This window comes from Frigoribacterium sp. PhB107 (assembly GCF_003751515.1).
Classification (GTDB): domain Bacteria; phylum Actinomycetota; class Actinomycetes; order Actinomycetales; family Microbacteriaceae; genus Frigoribacterium.
The window spans coordinates 632,634-645,680 of sequence record NZ_RJKU01000001.1; the positions used below are offsets into that span (position 1 = coordinate 632,634).

12 protein-coding genes are annotated in these 13,047 nt (G+C 72.0%); 7 read left to right on the forward strand and 5 right to left on the reverse strand.

The features are described 5' to 3' along the window. Window positions 1–44: 44 nt before the first annotated feature. Window positions 45–1,586, forward strand: coding sequence for an aldehyde dehydrogenase family protein (locus EDF18_RS02850; protein ID WP_123546212.1), 1,542 nt, complete (start codon window positions 45–47; stop codon window positions 1,584–1,586). Beyond that, window positions 1,586–2,038: a DUF779 domain-containing protein gene (locus tag EDF18_RS02855; protein WP_123546214.1), complete on the forward strand. Its 453-nt coding sequence runs from the start codon at window positions 1,586–1,588 to the stop codon at window positions 2,036–2,038. The genes EDF18_RS02850 and EDF18_RS02855 overlap by 1 nt, the downstream gene beginning before the upstream one ends. A gap of 19 nt (window positions 2,039–2,057) precedes the next feature. Here the strand turns inward: EDF18_RS02855 and EDF18_RS02860 are convergent, their stop codons facing one another. Further along, the gene (locus EDF18_RS02860; RefSeq protein WP_123546216.1) at window positions 2,058–2,732 is read right to left on the reverse strand and encodes a hypothetical protein; all 675 of its coding nucleotides are present in this window, start codon (window positions 2,730–2,732) and stop codon (window positions 2,058–2,060) included. An 88-nt stretch (window positions 2,733–2,820) separates the two neighbouring features. Here EDF18_RS02860 and rplU point away from each other — a divergent pair, with 88 nt between their 5' ends. The 4 genes from rplU (at window position 2,821) to EDF18_RS02880 (ending at window position 5,934) form a co-directional block, all read left to right on the forward strand. After that, complete coding sequence (rplU, locus tag EDF18_RS02865) at window positions 2,821–3,132, forward strand: 50S ribosomal protein L21 (RefSeq protein ID WP_123546218.1); 312 nt, start codon at window positions 2,821–2,823, stop codon at window positions 3,130–3,132. Window positions 3,133–3,170: 38 nt separating this feature from the next. Next, the gene (rpmA, locus tag EDF18_RS02870; RefSeq protein ID WP_123546220.1) at window positions 3,171–3,440 is read left to right on the forward strand and encodes a 50S ribosomal protein L27; all 270 of its coding nucleotides are present in this window, start codon (window positions 3,171–3,173) and stop codon (window positions 3,438–3,440) included. A 135-nt stretch (window positions 3,441–3,575) separates the two neighbouring features. After that, window positions 3,576–4,751 (forward strand): alcohol dehydrogenase catalytic domain-containing protein, encoded by a 1,176-nt coding sequence (locus EDF18_RS02875; protein WP_123546222.1) that lies wholly within the window; start codon window positions 3,576–3,578, stop codon window positions 4,749–4,751. A gap of 217 nt (window positions 4,752–4,968) precedes the next feature. Continuing rightward, the gene (locus tag EDF18_RS02880; RefSeq protein ID WP_123546224.1) at window positions 4,969–5,934 is read left to right on the forward strand and encodes a phosphodiesterase; all 966 of its coding nucleotides are present in this window, start codon (window positions 4,969–4,971) and stop codon (window positions 5,932–5,934) included. Window positions 5,935–6,021: 87 nt separating this feature from the next. Here the strand turns inward: EDF18_RS02880 and EDF18_RS02885 are convergent, their stop codons facing one another. After that, the gene (locus EDF18_RS02885; protein ID WP_123546226.1) at window positions 6,022–9,165 is read right to left on the reverse strand and encodes a GH92 family glycosyl hydrolase; all 3,144 of its coding nucleotides are present in this window, start codon (window positions 9,163–9,165) and stop codon (window positions 6,022–6,024) included. A gap of 239 nt (window positions 9,166–9,404) precedes the next feature. After that, window positions 9,405–10,211 (reverse strand): oxygenase MpaB family protein, encoded by an 807-nt coding sequence (locus EDF18_RS02890; RefSeq protein WP_233568954.1) that lies wholly within the window; start codon window positions 10,209–10,211, stop codon window positions 9,405–9,407. 59 nt (window positions 10,212–10,270) lie between these two features. Between EDF18_RS02890 and EDF18_RS02895 the strand changes: the two genes are divergently transcribed. Beyond that, window positions 10,271–10,810 (forward strand): NUDIX domain-containing protein, encoded by a 540-nt coding sequence (locus EDF18_RS02895; RefSeq protein ID WP_123546228.1) that lies wholly within the window; start codon window positions 10,271–10,273, stop codon window positions 10,808–10,810. Here the strand turns inward: EDF18_RS02895 and EDF18_RS02900 are convergent. Together EDF18_RS02900 and EDF18_RS02905 are read right to left on the reverse strand one after the other, a co-directional pair. Continuing rightward, window positions 10,807–12,438: a stealth conserved region 3 domain-containing protein gene (locus EDF18_RS02900; RefSeq protein ID WP_123546230.1), complete on the reverse strand. Its 1,632-nt coding sequence runs from the start codon at window positions 12,436–12,438 to the stop codon at window positions 10,807–10,809. The genes EDF18_RS02895 and EDF18_RS02900 overlap by 4 nt on opposite strands. Before the next feature lie 126 nt (window positions 12,439–12,564). After that, window positions 12,565–12,945, reverse strand: coding sequence for a DUF6804 family protein (locus tag EDF18_RS02905; RefSeq protein ID WP_123546233.1), 381 nt, complete (start codon window positions 12,943–12,945; stop codon window positions 12,565–12,567). Between the last annotated feature and the right edge of the window lie 102 nt (window positions 12,946–13,047).

The following is a 13,047-nucleotide window of genomic DNA, read 5'->3' on the forward strand; positions in this document are numbered from 1 at the left end:
CGCGCGATCCGTGGCCTCCGACACCGTCGTCGAAAGGGACAGCCATGACCGTCACCACTCCCCCGAGCACCTACGCGCAGCCCGGCCAGCCGGGCGCCGCCGTGCAGTTCGAGGCCCGATACGACCACTTCATCGGGGGCGAGTACGTCGCCCCGGCGAGCGGGAAGTACTTCGAGAATCCCAGCCCCGTGAACGGCAAGCCCTTCACCGAGGTCGCCCGGGGCAACGCGCAGGACGTCGACCGCGCCGTCGAGGCGGCGTGGCGGGCCTTCGACTCCTGGAAGCGCACCACCATCACCGAGCGCTCGATCATCCTCAACAAGATCGCCGACCGGATGGAGGCGAACCTCGAGATGCTGGCCGTCGCCGAGACCTGGGACAACGGCAAGCCGATCCGCGAGTCGCTGGCCGCCGACGTGCCGCTGGCGATCGACCACTTCCGGTACTTCGCCGGCGCCATCCGCGCCCAGGAGGGCTCGACCGGCGAGATCGACGGTGACACCGTCGCGTACCACTTCCACGAGCCGCTCGGCGTGGTGGGCCAGATCATCCCCTGGAACTTCCCCCTGCTGATGGCGGTGTGGAAGCTCGCGCCTGCCCTCGCCGCGGGCAACTGCGTCGTGCTGAAGCCGGCCGAGCAGACGCCCGCGTCGATCCACGTCTTCATGGACCTGATCAAGGACCTGCTGCCCGCCGGCGTCCTGAACATCGTCAACGGCTTCGGCGTCGAGGCCGGCGCTCCCCTGGCCAGCCACCCGAACATCCGCAAGATCGCCTTCACCGGCGAGACGACCACCGGCCGGCTCATCATGCAGATGGCCAGCGAGAACCTCATCCCCGTCACCCTCGAGCTCGGCGGCAAGAGCCCCAACGTCTTCTTCGCCGACGTCGCCGACGAGCAGGACGACTTCTACGACAAGGCGCTCGAGGGCTTCTCGTTCTTCAACCTCAACTCGGGCGAGGTCTGCACCTGCCCGTCCCGGGCGCTCGTGCAGCAGTCGATCTACGACCAGTTCACGGCCGACGGCATCGAGCGGGTGAAGAAGGTGAAGCAGGGCGACCCCCTCTCGCTCGACACCATGATCGGCGCTCAGGCCTCGAACGACCAGCTCGAGAAGATCCTCAGCTACATGGACATCGGCAAGCAGGAGGGAGCGACGCTGCTGCTCGGCGGCGACCGCGCCGATCTCGGCGGCGACCTCACCGACGGCTACTACGTGAACCCGACGATCTTCGAGGGCAAGAACTCGATGCGCATCTTCCAGGAGGAGATCTTCGGCCCGGTCCTCAGCCTCACGAGCTTCTCCGACTACGACGACGCGATCAAGATCGCCAACGACACCCTCTACGGCCTCGGCGCCGGCGTGTGGAGCCGCAACGGCGCCCAGCTCTACCGGGCCGGCCGCGACATCCAGGCCGGCCGCGTCTGGTCGAACACCTACCACCAGTACCCCGCGGGAGCGGCGTTCGGCGGCTACAAGCAGTCCGGCATAGGGCGCGAGAACCACAAGATGATGCTCGACCACTACCAGCAGACGAAGAACCTGCTCGTCAGCTACGCGGACGGCCCGATGGGCTTCTTCTGATGGAGACCGCAGCGAAGGAGGTTCGGGTCGTCCCGGCCGATCCTGCCCCGGCCCCCGAAGCGGTCGCCCTGCCCTCCCGGGTCGACGTCTCCGCGGAGGCGGCGGCGTTCCTCGTCGACCTCACGGCCGAGCACGGCCCCCTGATGTTCCACCAGTCGGGCGGCTGCTGCGACGGCTCGTCGCCGATGTGCTACCCGGTGGGCTTCTTCCGGGTCGGCGCGGTCGACGTCCACCTCGGCGACCTGCACGTCGACGGTCTCGACCCGATCGAGGTCTACATGTCGCGCAGCCAGTTCGAGTACTGGAAGTGGACGCACCTCACGATCGACGTCGTCGCGGGCCGGGGCGCCGGCTTCTCGGTCGAGTCGCCCGAGGGGCGCCGGTTCCTGATCCGGTCGCGCATGCTCGACGACGCCGAGCAGGCAGCCCTCGGACTCATCCCGGAGAGCTGACCGAGAGGACCCCGCAGGTCTACGGCGTCTGCGCCGCTGCCGTCCCGCTCTCGGCGGGCGGCAGGGCGTAGACGCCGTGGCCGGTCCGCACGATGACGCCCTGCCGCGCCAGGACCGAGAGGGTCGAGAGCACGCTCGAGCGGCGGTAGCCCGGGAGCGCCTCGACGATCCCGGTGGTGCGCAGGGCCCCGGCGCGGAGCACCTCGGGCAGCCGCTCCGCGAGCGAGTCACCCGACGAGCTGCCCGCGGGGGCCTGCGGCCCGTCGTCGGCCGAGGCAGGGTCGACCCCGGCCTCGGCGACGTACTCGGCACGGGCGTGCGCCAGCCCCTCCGCGGTGACCCGCGTCGTGGCGCCGTCCGGCCCCGCGGCCTGGGCGTACGGGCCGAGCGTCAGCGACCGGCCGACCCGGCCGTGGACCGCCGACGCGCTGGTGCCCTGGTGCTCGGCGATCTCCGGGTAGGAGGCGCCGCCCAGCAGCAGGACCGCCTCCCCCTCGAGAGCCAGCCACTGCCCCAGGCTCGCGATCTCCCAGCCCGCCGCCGTGACGGCGGAGCCCCAGACCTCGATGTCGTCGCCGTGCTCGGTCGTGAGGGCGTGCAGGTCGGCCAGCAGGTCGACGAGGCGCCCCCGGGCGTCGTCGACGATCTCGGCCGTGAACTGCGGCGGGCGTCGAAGTTTGATCGGTCGTGACATCTGTGAAAGACTATCCAAGTTGCCCGAGCGGCAGCGCGACGTCGTCCGGCGATCCGGACGTCACACCCCAATCTTCCCAGGAGTTCCCATGGCATTCGCAATCGTGCGCGCCGGCGGCCGTCAGGAGAAGGTCGAGGTCGGGACGATCCTGACCGTCGACCGCCTCAAGGCCTCGGCATCCGACACCGTCTCGTTCGTCCCCGTCCTGCACGTCGACGGCGACACGATCCTCACCGGCGACGACCTTGCGAAGGTCACCGTCGAGGGCGAGGTCCTGAACGACCTCCGCGGCCCGAAGATCGTCATCCAGAACTACAAGAACAAGACCGGCTACAAGCGTCGCATGGGCTTCCGTGCCGACCTGACCCGCGTCAAGATCACCTCGATCACCACCAAGTAGCACCGCGACGCCGAAGACATCCCAGGAGCTGACACCACATGGCACACAAAAAGGGCGCATCGTCCACTCGTAACGGCCGCGACTCGAACGCACAGCGCCTCGGCGTGAAGCGCTTCGGCGGCCAGGTCGTCCTCGCCGGCGAGATCATCGTCCGCCAGCGCGGCACCCACTTCCACCCCGGCGCCAACGTCGGTCGTGGCGGTGACGACACCCTGTTCGCCCTCGCCCCCGGCGCGGTCGAGTTCGGCAACAAGGGCGGCCGCAAGGTCGTCAACATCGTCGCGACCCAGGTCGCGGTCGACGCGTAGCACCCGGTCCCGCGCACGCGCGGGATCGTCCGACGGCGGTCGCCCCCTCACGGGGGCGGCCGCCGTCGTCGTGTCCCCCCGACTTGTACCCTGCCGGTCCAGGGCGCTCCCGGTCCCCCGGCGTAGACGGGACGGATGAAGGCTCTCACCTACCAGTCCATCGCCGACGTCGCCGTCACCGAGGTGCCCGATCCCACCATCGTCGATCCCGCCGACGCGATCATCAAGGTCACGTCCGCCGCGATCTGCGGCAGCGACCTGCACCTGTACGACGTCTTCGACCCCTACCTCGACAAAGGCGACGTGCTCGGCCACGAGACCATGGGCGTCGTGACCGCGGTCGGCTCCGCCGTCTCGCGCATCCAGGTCGGCGACCGCGTCGTCGTCCCCTTCGTCATCGCCTGCCGCGAGTGCTTCATGTGCCAGCGCGGCCTCTTCTCGCAGTGCGAGACCACCCAGGTCACCGAGTACGGCTCCGGCGCCACCCTCTACGGCTACACCAAGCTCTACGGGCAGGTCCCCGGCGGCCAGGCCGAGCAGCTGCGCATCAAGCTGGCCGACGCCAACCTCGTCAAGGTCGGCCACGACCTCCCCGACGAGCGCTACCTCTTCCTCAGCGACATCCTCCCCACCGCCTGGCAGGGCGTGGAGTACGCGAACGTGCCCGACGGCGGAACCGTCGTCGTGCTGGGCCTCGGCCCGGTCGGCCAGTTCGCCTCGCGCATCGGCGTGCACAAGGGCTTCCGCGTCATCGGCGTCGACCCGGTGCCCGAGCGCCGCGCGATGGCGGAGCGCCACGGCGTCGAGGTCCTCGACCTCACGAAAGACGTGGCCGACGTCATCAAGGGCATGACCGACGACCGGGGGCCCGACTCGGTCGTGGACGCGGTCGGCATGGAGGCCCACGACCACGGCGGCGTGAGCATGGTGCAGAAGTTCGCGGCGGCGCTGCCCGACAAGGTCGGCCAGGCACTGATGCAGAAGGCGGGCGTCGACAGCCTCAGCGCGATGCACCTCGCTTTCGAGGTCGTCCGCCGCGGCGGCACCGTCTCGCTCAGCGGCGTGTACGGCGGCACCGCCGACCCGACGCCGTTCCTCACGCTCTTCGACAAGCAGATCACCATCCGCATGGGCCAGTGCAACGTGCACCAGTGGATGGACACCCTCATGCCCCTCGTCGAGGACCCGTCCGACCCGCTCGGCACCGAGGACCTCACGACGCACCCGGTGCCCCTCGACCGGGCGCCCGAGATGTACGAGATCTTCAAGAAGAAGGAGGACGGCTGCATCAAGGTCGTCCTCAAGCCCTGACCGACCGCACCATCCGCTCACCGGGCCGGACCCGAGAGCCGAGGAGGCGCCTCCTGCGCCCCCGGCCTTGGGTCCGGCCCTGAGTTCGCCCACCGTTCACCGGAACACGCAGGTCCGTTCACCCCACACGGAGCTACCGGATGATGGACTGGTGTCGAACACACAACGAGGGTCCCGATCCCGAGGCCCCCGTCGGTGACATCGAATGAGAGCACTCATGGATCTCCGGACGGCCGAGCACCCCCGGCCAGAGCACTTCGTCCTGCACCTGAGCGACACGCACCTCGTCGGAGGCGACAGGCCCCTCTACGGGGCCGTCGACAGCGAGGCCCGCCTCGGCCAGATCATCCGCGAGATCGAGGCCTCGGGCGTCCGCCCCGAGGCGATCGTGCTGACGGGCGACCTCACCGACAAGGGCGAGCCGGAGGCGTACCGCAAGCTCCGGGCACTGCTCGAGCCGGCGGCCGAACGGCTCGGCGCTCAGCTCATCTGGGCCATGGGCAACCACGACGAGCGCGGGGCGTTCCGCGAGCAGCTCTTCGGGCAGCTCCCCTCCGACCGGCCCGTCGACCTCGTCTACGACGTGAACGGGCTCCGCGTCATCACGCTCGACACGAGCGTCCCCGGTCACCACCACGGCGAGCTCAGCGGCGCCCAGCTCGACTGGCTCGCCGAGGAGCTCAGCACGCCCGCCCCCGACGGCACGGTCATCGCCATGCACCACCCGCCCGTCCCGTCCGTGCAAGATCTGAGCGTGCTCGTCGAGCTGCGCGACCAGGCCTCACTCGCCGAGGTGATCGAGGGCAGCGACGTCCGCACCATCATCGCCGGCCACCTGCACTACTCGACCACCGCGATGTTCGCGGGCGTCCCCGTGAGCGTCGCCTCCGCCACCTGCTACACGCAGGACCTCAACTCGCGTCTCGGCGGCACCCGCGGCCGCGACGGCGCGCAGTCGTTCAACCTCGTGCACCTGTACCGCGACACGGTCGTGCACTCGGTCGTGCCGATGGGCACCTACGACACCGTGGGCGAGCCGGTCTCCGCTGAGTCCACGGCCGAGCGCCTCGCCGTCGCCGGCGTGCGGATCGAGGCCGCCGCGCCGCGGCACCGCCGCACCGACACGGCGCCCGTGCCGATCGTGCGCGACCTCGCGCTGACGGGTCCGATCGACACCCTCTGAGGACGCGCGGCCCGCACGGCCGCCTGACGACGACGCCGCCCCCGGGCTCCCGGGGGCAGCGTCGTCACCGTCAGTCGACAGGGCCGGTCAGCGCGTGGTGAGCCGCCGGGCACGCCACGACCGACGCACGAGCAGGGCACCGAGGAGGAGCGCCGTCAGCGCCGCCGCCACGAGCGCCCCGAGGGGGCCGGCTCCCGTGGATGCGAGGGCTCCGCGGTCGGCGAGGGTCGACGACGAGCCGTCGGAGGCGGTCCCGTCGCCCGAGGACCCGGGCGAGGTGCCTGCTCCCTGGCCGACGCCGTCTCCCCCGCCGCCCGGCGGGTCGCCGGGCACCACCGGGGCAGCCCCGACCGACACGGGCACGGCGATCGAGGCCGGGGCGAAGGGCACGGGTGCGAACGCCGGCAGGTCGGCCGCGCTCGAGACCGTCACCGTCGCCGTTCGGTCGCCGGCCACGTCGAAGGCCCGGGTCGTCGTCACGAGCCAGGTGTCGCCGTCGGGGACGACCGTGGCCGGGGCGGCGACGCCGTCGTCCCACTCGACCTGCGCCTCCATCGCGGTGGTCTCGGTCGCGAGCACGGCCGGCGTCGGGGTGACGCCCGACGACACCGGGAACGCCGGCGTCACCCGGGTCAGCGACGCACGGGCGAGCCGCAGCTCGACCGCGCTGCCCACCTCGGCCGGCACGGGCTGCGCGCCGACCGGAGCGAGGGCGAGCTCGGCCTGGCCGGGGGCCGACACGCTCGGGACGGCGTCGTCCGGGCCGGTGCCCCAGGTGAGGCCCTCGGGCGACGACGCGAGGTCGAAGACCAGCTCGGCGCCGTCCTGCAGGTCGGTCGCGTCGAACCAGGTGCGCGTGTGCGGCACGCCGTCGACGCTGAGGCCGCGGACGTAGCGGGGGGAGTCGCCAGAGGCCGCGGGCGCGGACACCGAGACCTGCGCGCCGTCGTCGAGCGTGACCGTCGCCGACAGCACCCGCGGCGCGTTGACGGCCATGATGCCCGAGCCGGGCTCGACCGGCATCATGCCGAGCGAGGCCAGCACGTACCAGGACGAGAGGGTGCCGAGGTCGTCGTTGCCGACGCCTCCGCCAGGCGTGTCCGGGAACCGGTTGAGGTTGGCGGCCAGCACGTCGTTGACCTTCGCGGGCTCGCCGACGAAGTCGTAGAGCCAGGGGTCGATCAACATGGGCTCGTTGCCGGGGTTGTAGCCGATGCTCGAGTAGTAGTCGCTGCCGCCCTCGGCCCAGCTCGCCGGCGAGACGCCCGGCGCGGCGCGCAGGGCCGGCAGGTCGACGTACTGGTCGAGGCGCTCCAGGAACGACTCACGACCGCCCATGGCGTCGACGAGGCCGGGGACGTCCTGCGGGGCCATCCACTGGTAGTGCCAGGGCGTGCCCTCGTGGAACCCGGACTGCTGCACCTCGGCGAGCTCAGGCGCGGAGTTGAACGTGCCGTCGGGTCCGACGGCGTTGACGATGCCGGTGAAGCCGCCCGTCAGCTCGACGTCGGGGTTCCACAGGGTGCGCCAGTTGCGGCCCCGCTCGAGGAACGGTGCCGCCTCGTCGTCCTTGCCGAGTCGCTGCGCCGCCGCGCCGATCGCCGCGTCCGCGAGGGCGAACTCCATCGTCGCCGAGCCGCCGTGGCGGTACTCCTCGAACTGCCCGCCGAGCCCGCCGCCGTTCTCGGCGTACCAGGGCACGTGCCCGTTCGCGAGGTAGAACTCGGCGCTCTGGCGGCCCACGGAGGCGACGCCCGCCGGAGGCGCGGTGGTCGCGTTCTCGGTCAGGAAGCCCCAGAGCTCGTCGTGGATGTCGTCCGGCACCGTGCCCAGGGCGAAGTTCTCCGCCAGCCAAGGCGACACCGGGTCGCCGGCCATGATGTTCGTCTCGAGCGCGCCGAGCGACCACCGGGGCAGCCAGCCGCCCTCGATCCTCGCGCGGTGCATCGACCGCACCACGTCCTCCGCCCGGTCGTGCTCGAACAGCGCGTGCAGGGTCGCCTGCGTGCGGTACGTGTCCCAGAGGGAGAAGCGCTGGTAGTAGGTCCATCCCTCGGCGACGTGCTGCTGCAGGTCCATCCCGAGGTAGCGGCCGTCGACGTCGCTGCCGGTCGTCGGCGACAGGAGGCTCTTGTAGAGCTGCGTGTAGAAGACCCGCAGCTGCTCGTCGGTCTCGGTCGTCACGTCGAAGCGGCCGAGCGCGTCGTCCCACGCCGCGGCCGTCGAGGCGCGCACGGAGTCGAAGCCGAGACGCTCGCCGTCGACTGTGGTCTCGGCGACGCGGTTGCCCCGGGCTCCGTCGAGGTCGACGAACGAGACGCCCACGCTGAGCTCGACCGTCCGGTCGGTCGTCGTGTCGAACGTCGCGGCCGCGCCGTTCAGGCCGACGTCGACGGCGCTCGCCTCGGACGCGGGCACGAAGCTGCCGTCCGTCCCCCATGTGCCGTGCATCGCGGCGGGACGGTCGAACTCGGCGCTGAAGAAGTACCGGACGGAGTCGTCGGTGCCGCCGCAGAAGCCGCCGTTGTCGACCCAGCCCTCGACGGTGCGGTCGTCGAGCCACGTGACGCTGCTGGCGCCGGCGTCACGGAGGGTCTGGCCCACGTTGACCGAGACGGAGCCCGTGGCGCCCTCGGGGAACGTGTAGCGGTGCTCGCCGACGCGTGTCGACGCGGTGAGCTCGACCTCGACGTCGTCGGCGAGGAGCGCCGTGTAGTACCCGGCCGAGGCCTGCTCGGTGGTCGCCTGGTCCTTCAGGGCGATCGCCGTCCGCTCGGTGACGGGGGCGCCGCCGGCGCTCGGGGTGACCAGCACCTCCCCCGCGGCCGGGCAGCCGGCGCTGTTGACGTGCTGGTGGCTGAAGCCCCAGACCTCGCCCGCGTCCTTGCTGTACGACGTCGACGCGTACGAGGCCGTGTTGTCGGGGCTCAGCTGCACCATGCCGAACGGCGCCGTCGCGCCGGGGAACGCGTTGCCCTCGCTCTCGGTGCCGACGAAGGGGTTCACGAGCGCCGACAGGCCCGTGTCGGGGGCCGAGACGCCGACGCCGGGGGCGGGAGCGGGAGCGGCCTGGGCCGGCACGGCGGCGAGCCCCGTGAGGGCGCCTCCGCCGACGGCGACCGCGAGGGCGGTGAGGGCTGCGGCGACGCGACGGCCGTGCGGGCGGGAGCCGGAAGGCGACGGTGAACGACCCTGACGTCGTCCCGGGGCGGGGGTGATCGGGTGGGGCATGGGGGCGTTGTCCTCCTCGACGAACGATCCGCGCCTCCTGCTCGCCCGGGTGCACGTCGGCGTGCACCCGACCGGACGGCGACGTCACGGGGCGGCACGGCTCGGGGCCGACAGCGGGAGGGCGTGACTTGTCTACCACGAGACGTACCCCGGACGACACTCGTCGGGGTACGTCGACCGACGGGGCGGCCCCTGGGTGCTGGTCACGCCGGACGGCTCCGTGGCCCGTCTCGTCCGGCTCAGCCGCGGGCGAGGTACGCGCGCAGCCGGCGCAGGTAGTGGTCGCGGAGCACGTGCCGCAGGCGAGCCGGCAGCCGCGGCACGACGAGACGGCAGAGCAGCAGCACCGCGCCGAACGCGCGGGCCCGGACGGGCCCCCACGGGAGCCTGAAGGCCTCGCGCAGGCGATCCGGCAGCAGCCCGGTGGTCACGAGCCGGGCGAGGGGCATGGCGAGCCGCAGCGCGAGGGGCACGGCCCGCGGGTGCAGCAGCTGGTGCGCCACGTCGCGCGTGACGTCGTCGACGACGAGCTCGTCGAGACGCGCGTCCCACCAGGCGCGGAAGGTCGCCCGGTCGGCGGGCCAGGCCCCCGGGGGCAGCTGCAGGGCGGTCCCCACCCGCTCGTAGTCGCGGTAGACCTCCTCGGACGCCGCGACGGGGCCGTAGACGCGCTCGTACAGGTCGATCGCCGAGTCGTAGAGCGTCGCGGCGACCCAGAGCTGCAGCTGCGGGTCGTGCGCGTCGTAGGCCACGGACGAGAAGGCGTCGCTCCGGACCGGTGCGTGCGCCCGGTCGACGAGACGGCGAACGGCCGCGGACTCCTCCTCGCTGCCGTAGACGATCGCGTAGAGGTAGGTCATCGTGCCGTGCAGGCGCTGCAGGGGCCGGTCGACGAAGTCGCTGTGCTCGGCCACGCCGTGGCCGACGCCCGGGCAGGCGAGCTGCAGCAGGATGGCGCGTCCGCCCGCGCCGAGCAGCAGGGCCTCCCCCGCCATGTCGCGGATGCCGCGGACGTCGCGGCCCTGTCTCACCTCGTCCTCGTGCACCGGGCCAGCCTAGGGCGGCCGCCCGGGGAGGCCGCCGGGCGCCTCGCTAGGCTCTCGGCATGGCCACCCCCGACTTCGTCCTGTCCCTCCGCGAGGCCGTCGGCACCGCCCCGCTCTGGTTGTCGGGCGTCACCGCCGTGGTGACGAAGGGCGACGACGTGCTGATGGTCCGCCGCTCGGACACCGGGGCGTGGACGCCGGTCACCGGCATCGTCGACCCGGGCGAGCACCCTGCCGACGCGGCCGTCCGCGAGGTGCTCGAGGAGGCGGACGTGACGGCCGAGCCCGTCCGTCTCGCGGCCGTCGGGGTCACCGGGGTCGTCACCTACCCGAACGGCGACCAGGCGAGCTACCTCGACCACACCTTCGCCCTGCGCTGGGTCTCGGGCGAGCCCGCCCCGGCCGACGGAGAGAACACGGAGGCGCGGTGGTTCCCCCAGGACGCGCTCCCGCCGATCAGCGACGAGATGCGCGGCAGGATCGACGCCGGGCTCTCGGACGAGCCCGGCGCCCGGTTCACCGCGGCGGACGAGCTCCGGGGAGGCGGCCGGCGCCGGGACGACGTCGGCGGTCCTGCCGGCGCGGCCCCCGCCTCCTAGGACTCGATGCTGCCCTGCGGGCCGCCGGCACGCAGCGTACGTCGCTCCTGCTCGGCGGCCTCTCGCGCGACCCGGTCCATCTCGGCCTGCTCCCACGGCGCCGCGAACGGGAAGTAGCGCTCGAGGAAGTCGGTCACCGTGTCGGTGCGCTCCTCGTCGGTCACCTCGGGGAAGCTGCCGTCGTTCAGGCAGAAGAAGTCGAACGAGCGCTTCTTCAGCACCTCGGACAGCGACGCGAGACCGGAGACCATCGTGGTGTCCACGTAGCTCACCTTGGCGTTCTCCTGCACGATCGCCCGGCCGGTCATCAGCGTGTAGTAGTGGTACAGCGAGTTGGTGACCGAGATGTTCTCCTTCGCGCGGAACGGGCTGGCGCCCGTGGCGGCGAAGTCGTCGGCGAACTCGTGCTCCATCTCGAACAGGACGCTGCGGCGCAGAGGCGCGGCGGTGTGCTCGAGGTGACGCGTCGTGACCCGCCCGAAGCGCTGCTGCAGGAGGCGACGGTTGACCCGGGCGGCGTTCTCGAAGCCGCTGCGCTCGGGGTTGTTCAGCCCGAGGCCGATGCGGGTGTCGGCCTCGATGAACTTCGACACCGACCCGGGCGAGAAGAACATCGACGGCGCGACCGGGCGACCGAAGAACATGTCGTCGTTCGAGTAGAGGAAGTGCTCGCTGAGGCCCTCGATGTGGTGCAGCTGCGACTCGACGGCCTGCGAGTTGTGCGTCGGCAGCCAGGAGAGGTCGGAGAAGAACTCCTCGCTGCGGACGACGCGGACCCGGGGGTGGTCGCCGAGCCACTCGGGCACGGGCGAGTCGGTCGCGATGTAGATGTTCCGCACCCACGGCGCGAACATGTAGACCGAGCGGAGCGCGTACTTGAGCTCGTCGATCTGACGGAACCGCGCGGGCGCGTCGTCGCCCTCGCCCACCACGTGGCCGTTCGCGCGGGCTGCTCGGGCGCGCTGGTACTCGACGGAGTTGCCGTCGACCCACGAGAAGACGATGTCGACGTCGAAGGTGATGTCGGTGGCGTGGTCGTCGAACATGTGGGCGAGCGTGGGCCACTGCATGCCGTAGCGCTCGACGGTCTCCTCGACGGCCTCGGAGCGCGGCAGGTCGGTGCGCATGAGCGCGTTCTCGACCGGGACGAGGATCTGGTCGTCCGTGAGGATCCAGAACTCGACCTGGACCGCGGTGCCGGCGCCGTAGCGCAGGCGCCCGATGGGCTCGACGCGCGGACGGTAGAGGCGGAAGATGCGCTCGTCCTCGTCGAGCAGGCCGCCCTCGGACACGAGCACGGCCTGGCCCTTGGGGGGCTTGGCGTAGAAGGGCTCGGTCGCGGCCGCTGCGGTCATCGCCTCGGCGAAGGCGTCGCGGTGGACCGTGTCGACGGCGATGACGGGACGGACGTCGTTGCCCCGCACCAGCAAGAAGGGGACCTCGGCCTCGTCGAGCACCCGACGGATGAAGAGCAGGTCCTCGATCATCGACTGCTGCGGGGTGAGGTGGCCGTTGAGGAGCGTGAACTGGCCCTTGCGGACCACGACGTCGTCGCGGTCCAGACCACCGGCTCGGGGACGGGGCGTCAGGAGCGGACTCTCCGTCGTTCCGGTGATCTCGGTGACCATCTAGGCTCAACTCCCTGTGCTCGCCTCGGGCAGGCTCGTGCACGTCGACACCCAATTTAGCGGTCCGCGGAGCGGGCCGCGTGCAGGGGTGCTGGCGGGTGGCGGAGGATGCGGCGTGCAGGGCGGTCAGCGACGCCGTCCGGGGGCGGGACGACCGCCTCCGGCGCCGCGGCCCGCCTCGGCGTTCGGCACCTTGGTGCGGACGCCCGCGACGATGAAGACGACCGCTGCCGCGAACTGCATCGCGGCCCAGGGCTGACCGCTGAGGGGCACGACGACGACCGGGTTCCAGAGGACCGCGATCGCGCCGAGCAGCGCGACCGCCCACCAGGCCCGCCCGCGCCAGGCGAAGACCGCCATGATCAGGGCGAGGATGGCGACCACGTAGCGCACGACGGTGAACGTGCCGGAGTCGAGCAGGAAGGCCCCCACCGTGAGCACGACGGCGCCGAGCAGGCCGGGCGCGAGGGCCGGGCGGAGGAAATCGGGGGCCTGGGGCGTGGGCACGGAGCCGCCTCTCGTCGATGTCGGGCACGATCGTGCCCGGGAGAGCCTAGCGACGGGCGTCGTGGCGCACCCTGGACGCGGCGACGCCCCCGGGACGACGGT

Coding starts and splice junctions, on each gene's coding strand:
- EDF18_RS02850 (WP_123546212.1), top strand. CDS start 45: ATGACCGTCACCACTCCCCCGAGCACCTACGCGCAGCCCGGCCAGCCG.
- EDF18_RS02855 (WP_123546214.1), top strand. CDS start 1,586: ATGGAGACCGCAGCGAAGGAGGTTCGGGTCGTCCCGGCCGATCCTGCC.
- EDF18_RS02860 (WP_123546216.1), bottom strand. CDS start 2,732: ATGTCACGACCGATCAAACTTCGACGCCCGCCGCAGTTCACGGCCGAG.
- rplU (WP_123546218.1), top strand. CDS start 2,821: ATGGCATTCGCAATCGTGCGCGCCGGCGGCCGTCAGGAGAAGGTCGAG.
- rpmA (WP_123546220.1), top strand. CDS start 3,171: ATGGCACACAAAAAGGGCGCATCGTCCACTCGTAACGGCCGCGACTCG.
- EDF18_RS02875 (WP_123546222.1), top strand. CDS start 3,576: ATGAAGGCTCTCACCTACCAGTCCATCGCCGACGTCGCCGTCACCGAG.
- EDF18_RS02880 (WP_123546224.1), top strand. CDS start 4,969: ATGGATCTCCGGACGGCCGAGCACCCCCGGCCAGAGCACTTCGTCCTG.
- EDF18_RS02885 (WP_123546226.1), bottom strand. CDS start 9,165: ATGCCCCACCCGATCACCCCCGCCCCGGGACGACGTCAGGGTCGTTCA.
- EDF18_RS02895 (WP_123546228.1), top strand. CDS start 10,271: ATGGCCACCCCCGACTTCGTCCTGTCCCTCCGCGAGGCCGTCGGCACC.
- EDF18_RS02900 (WP_123546230.1), bottom strand. CDS start 12,438: ATGGTCACCGAGATCACCGGAACGACGGAGAGTCCGCTCCTGACGCCC.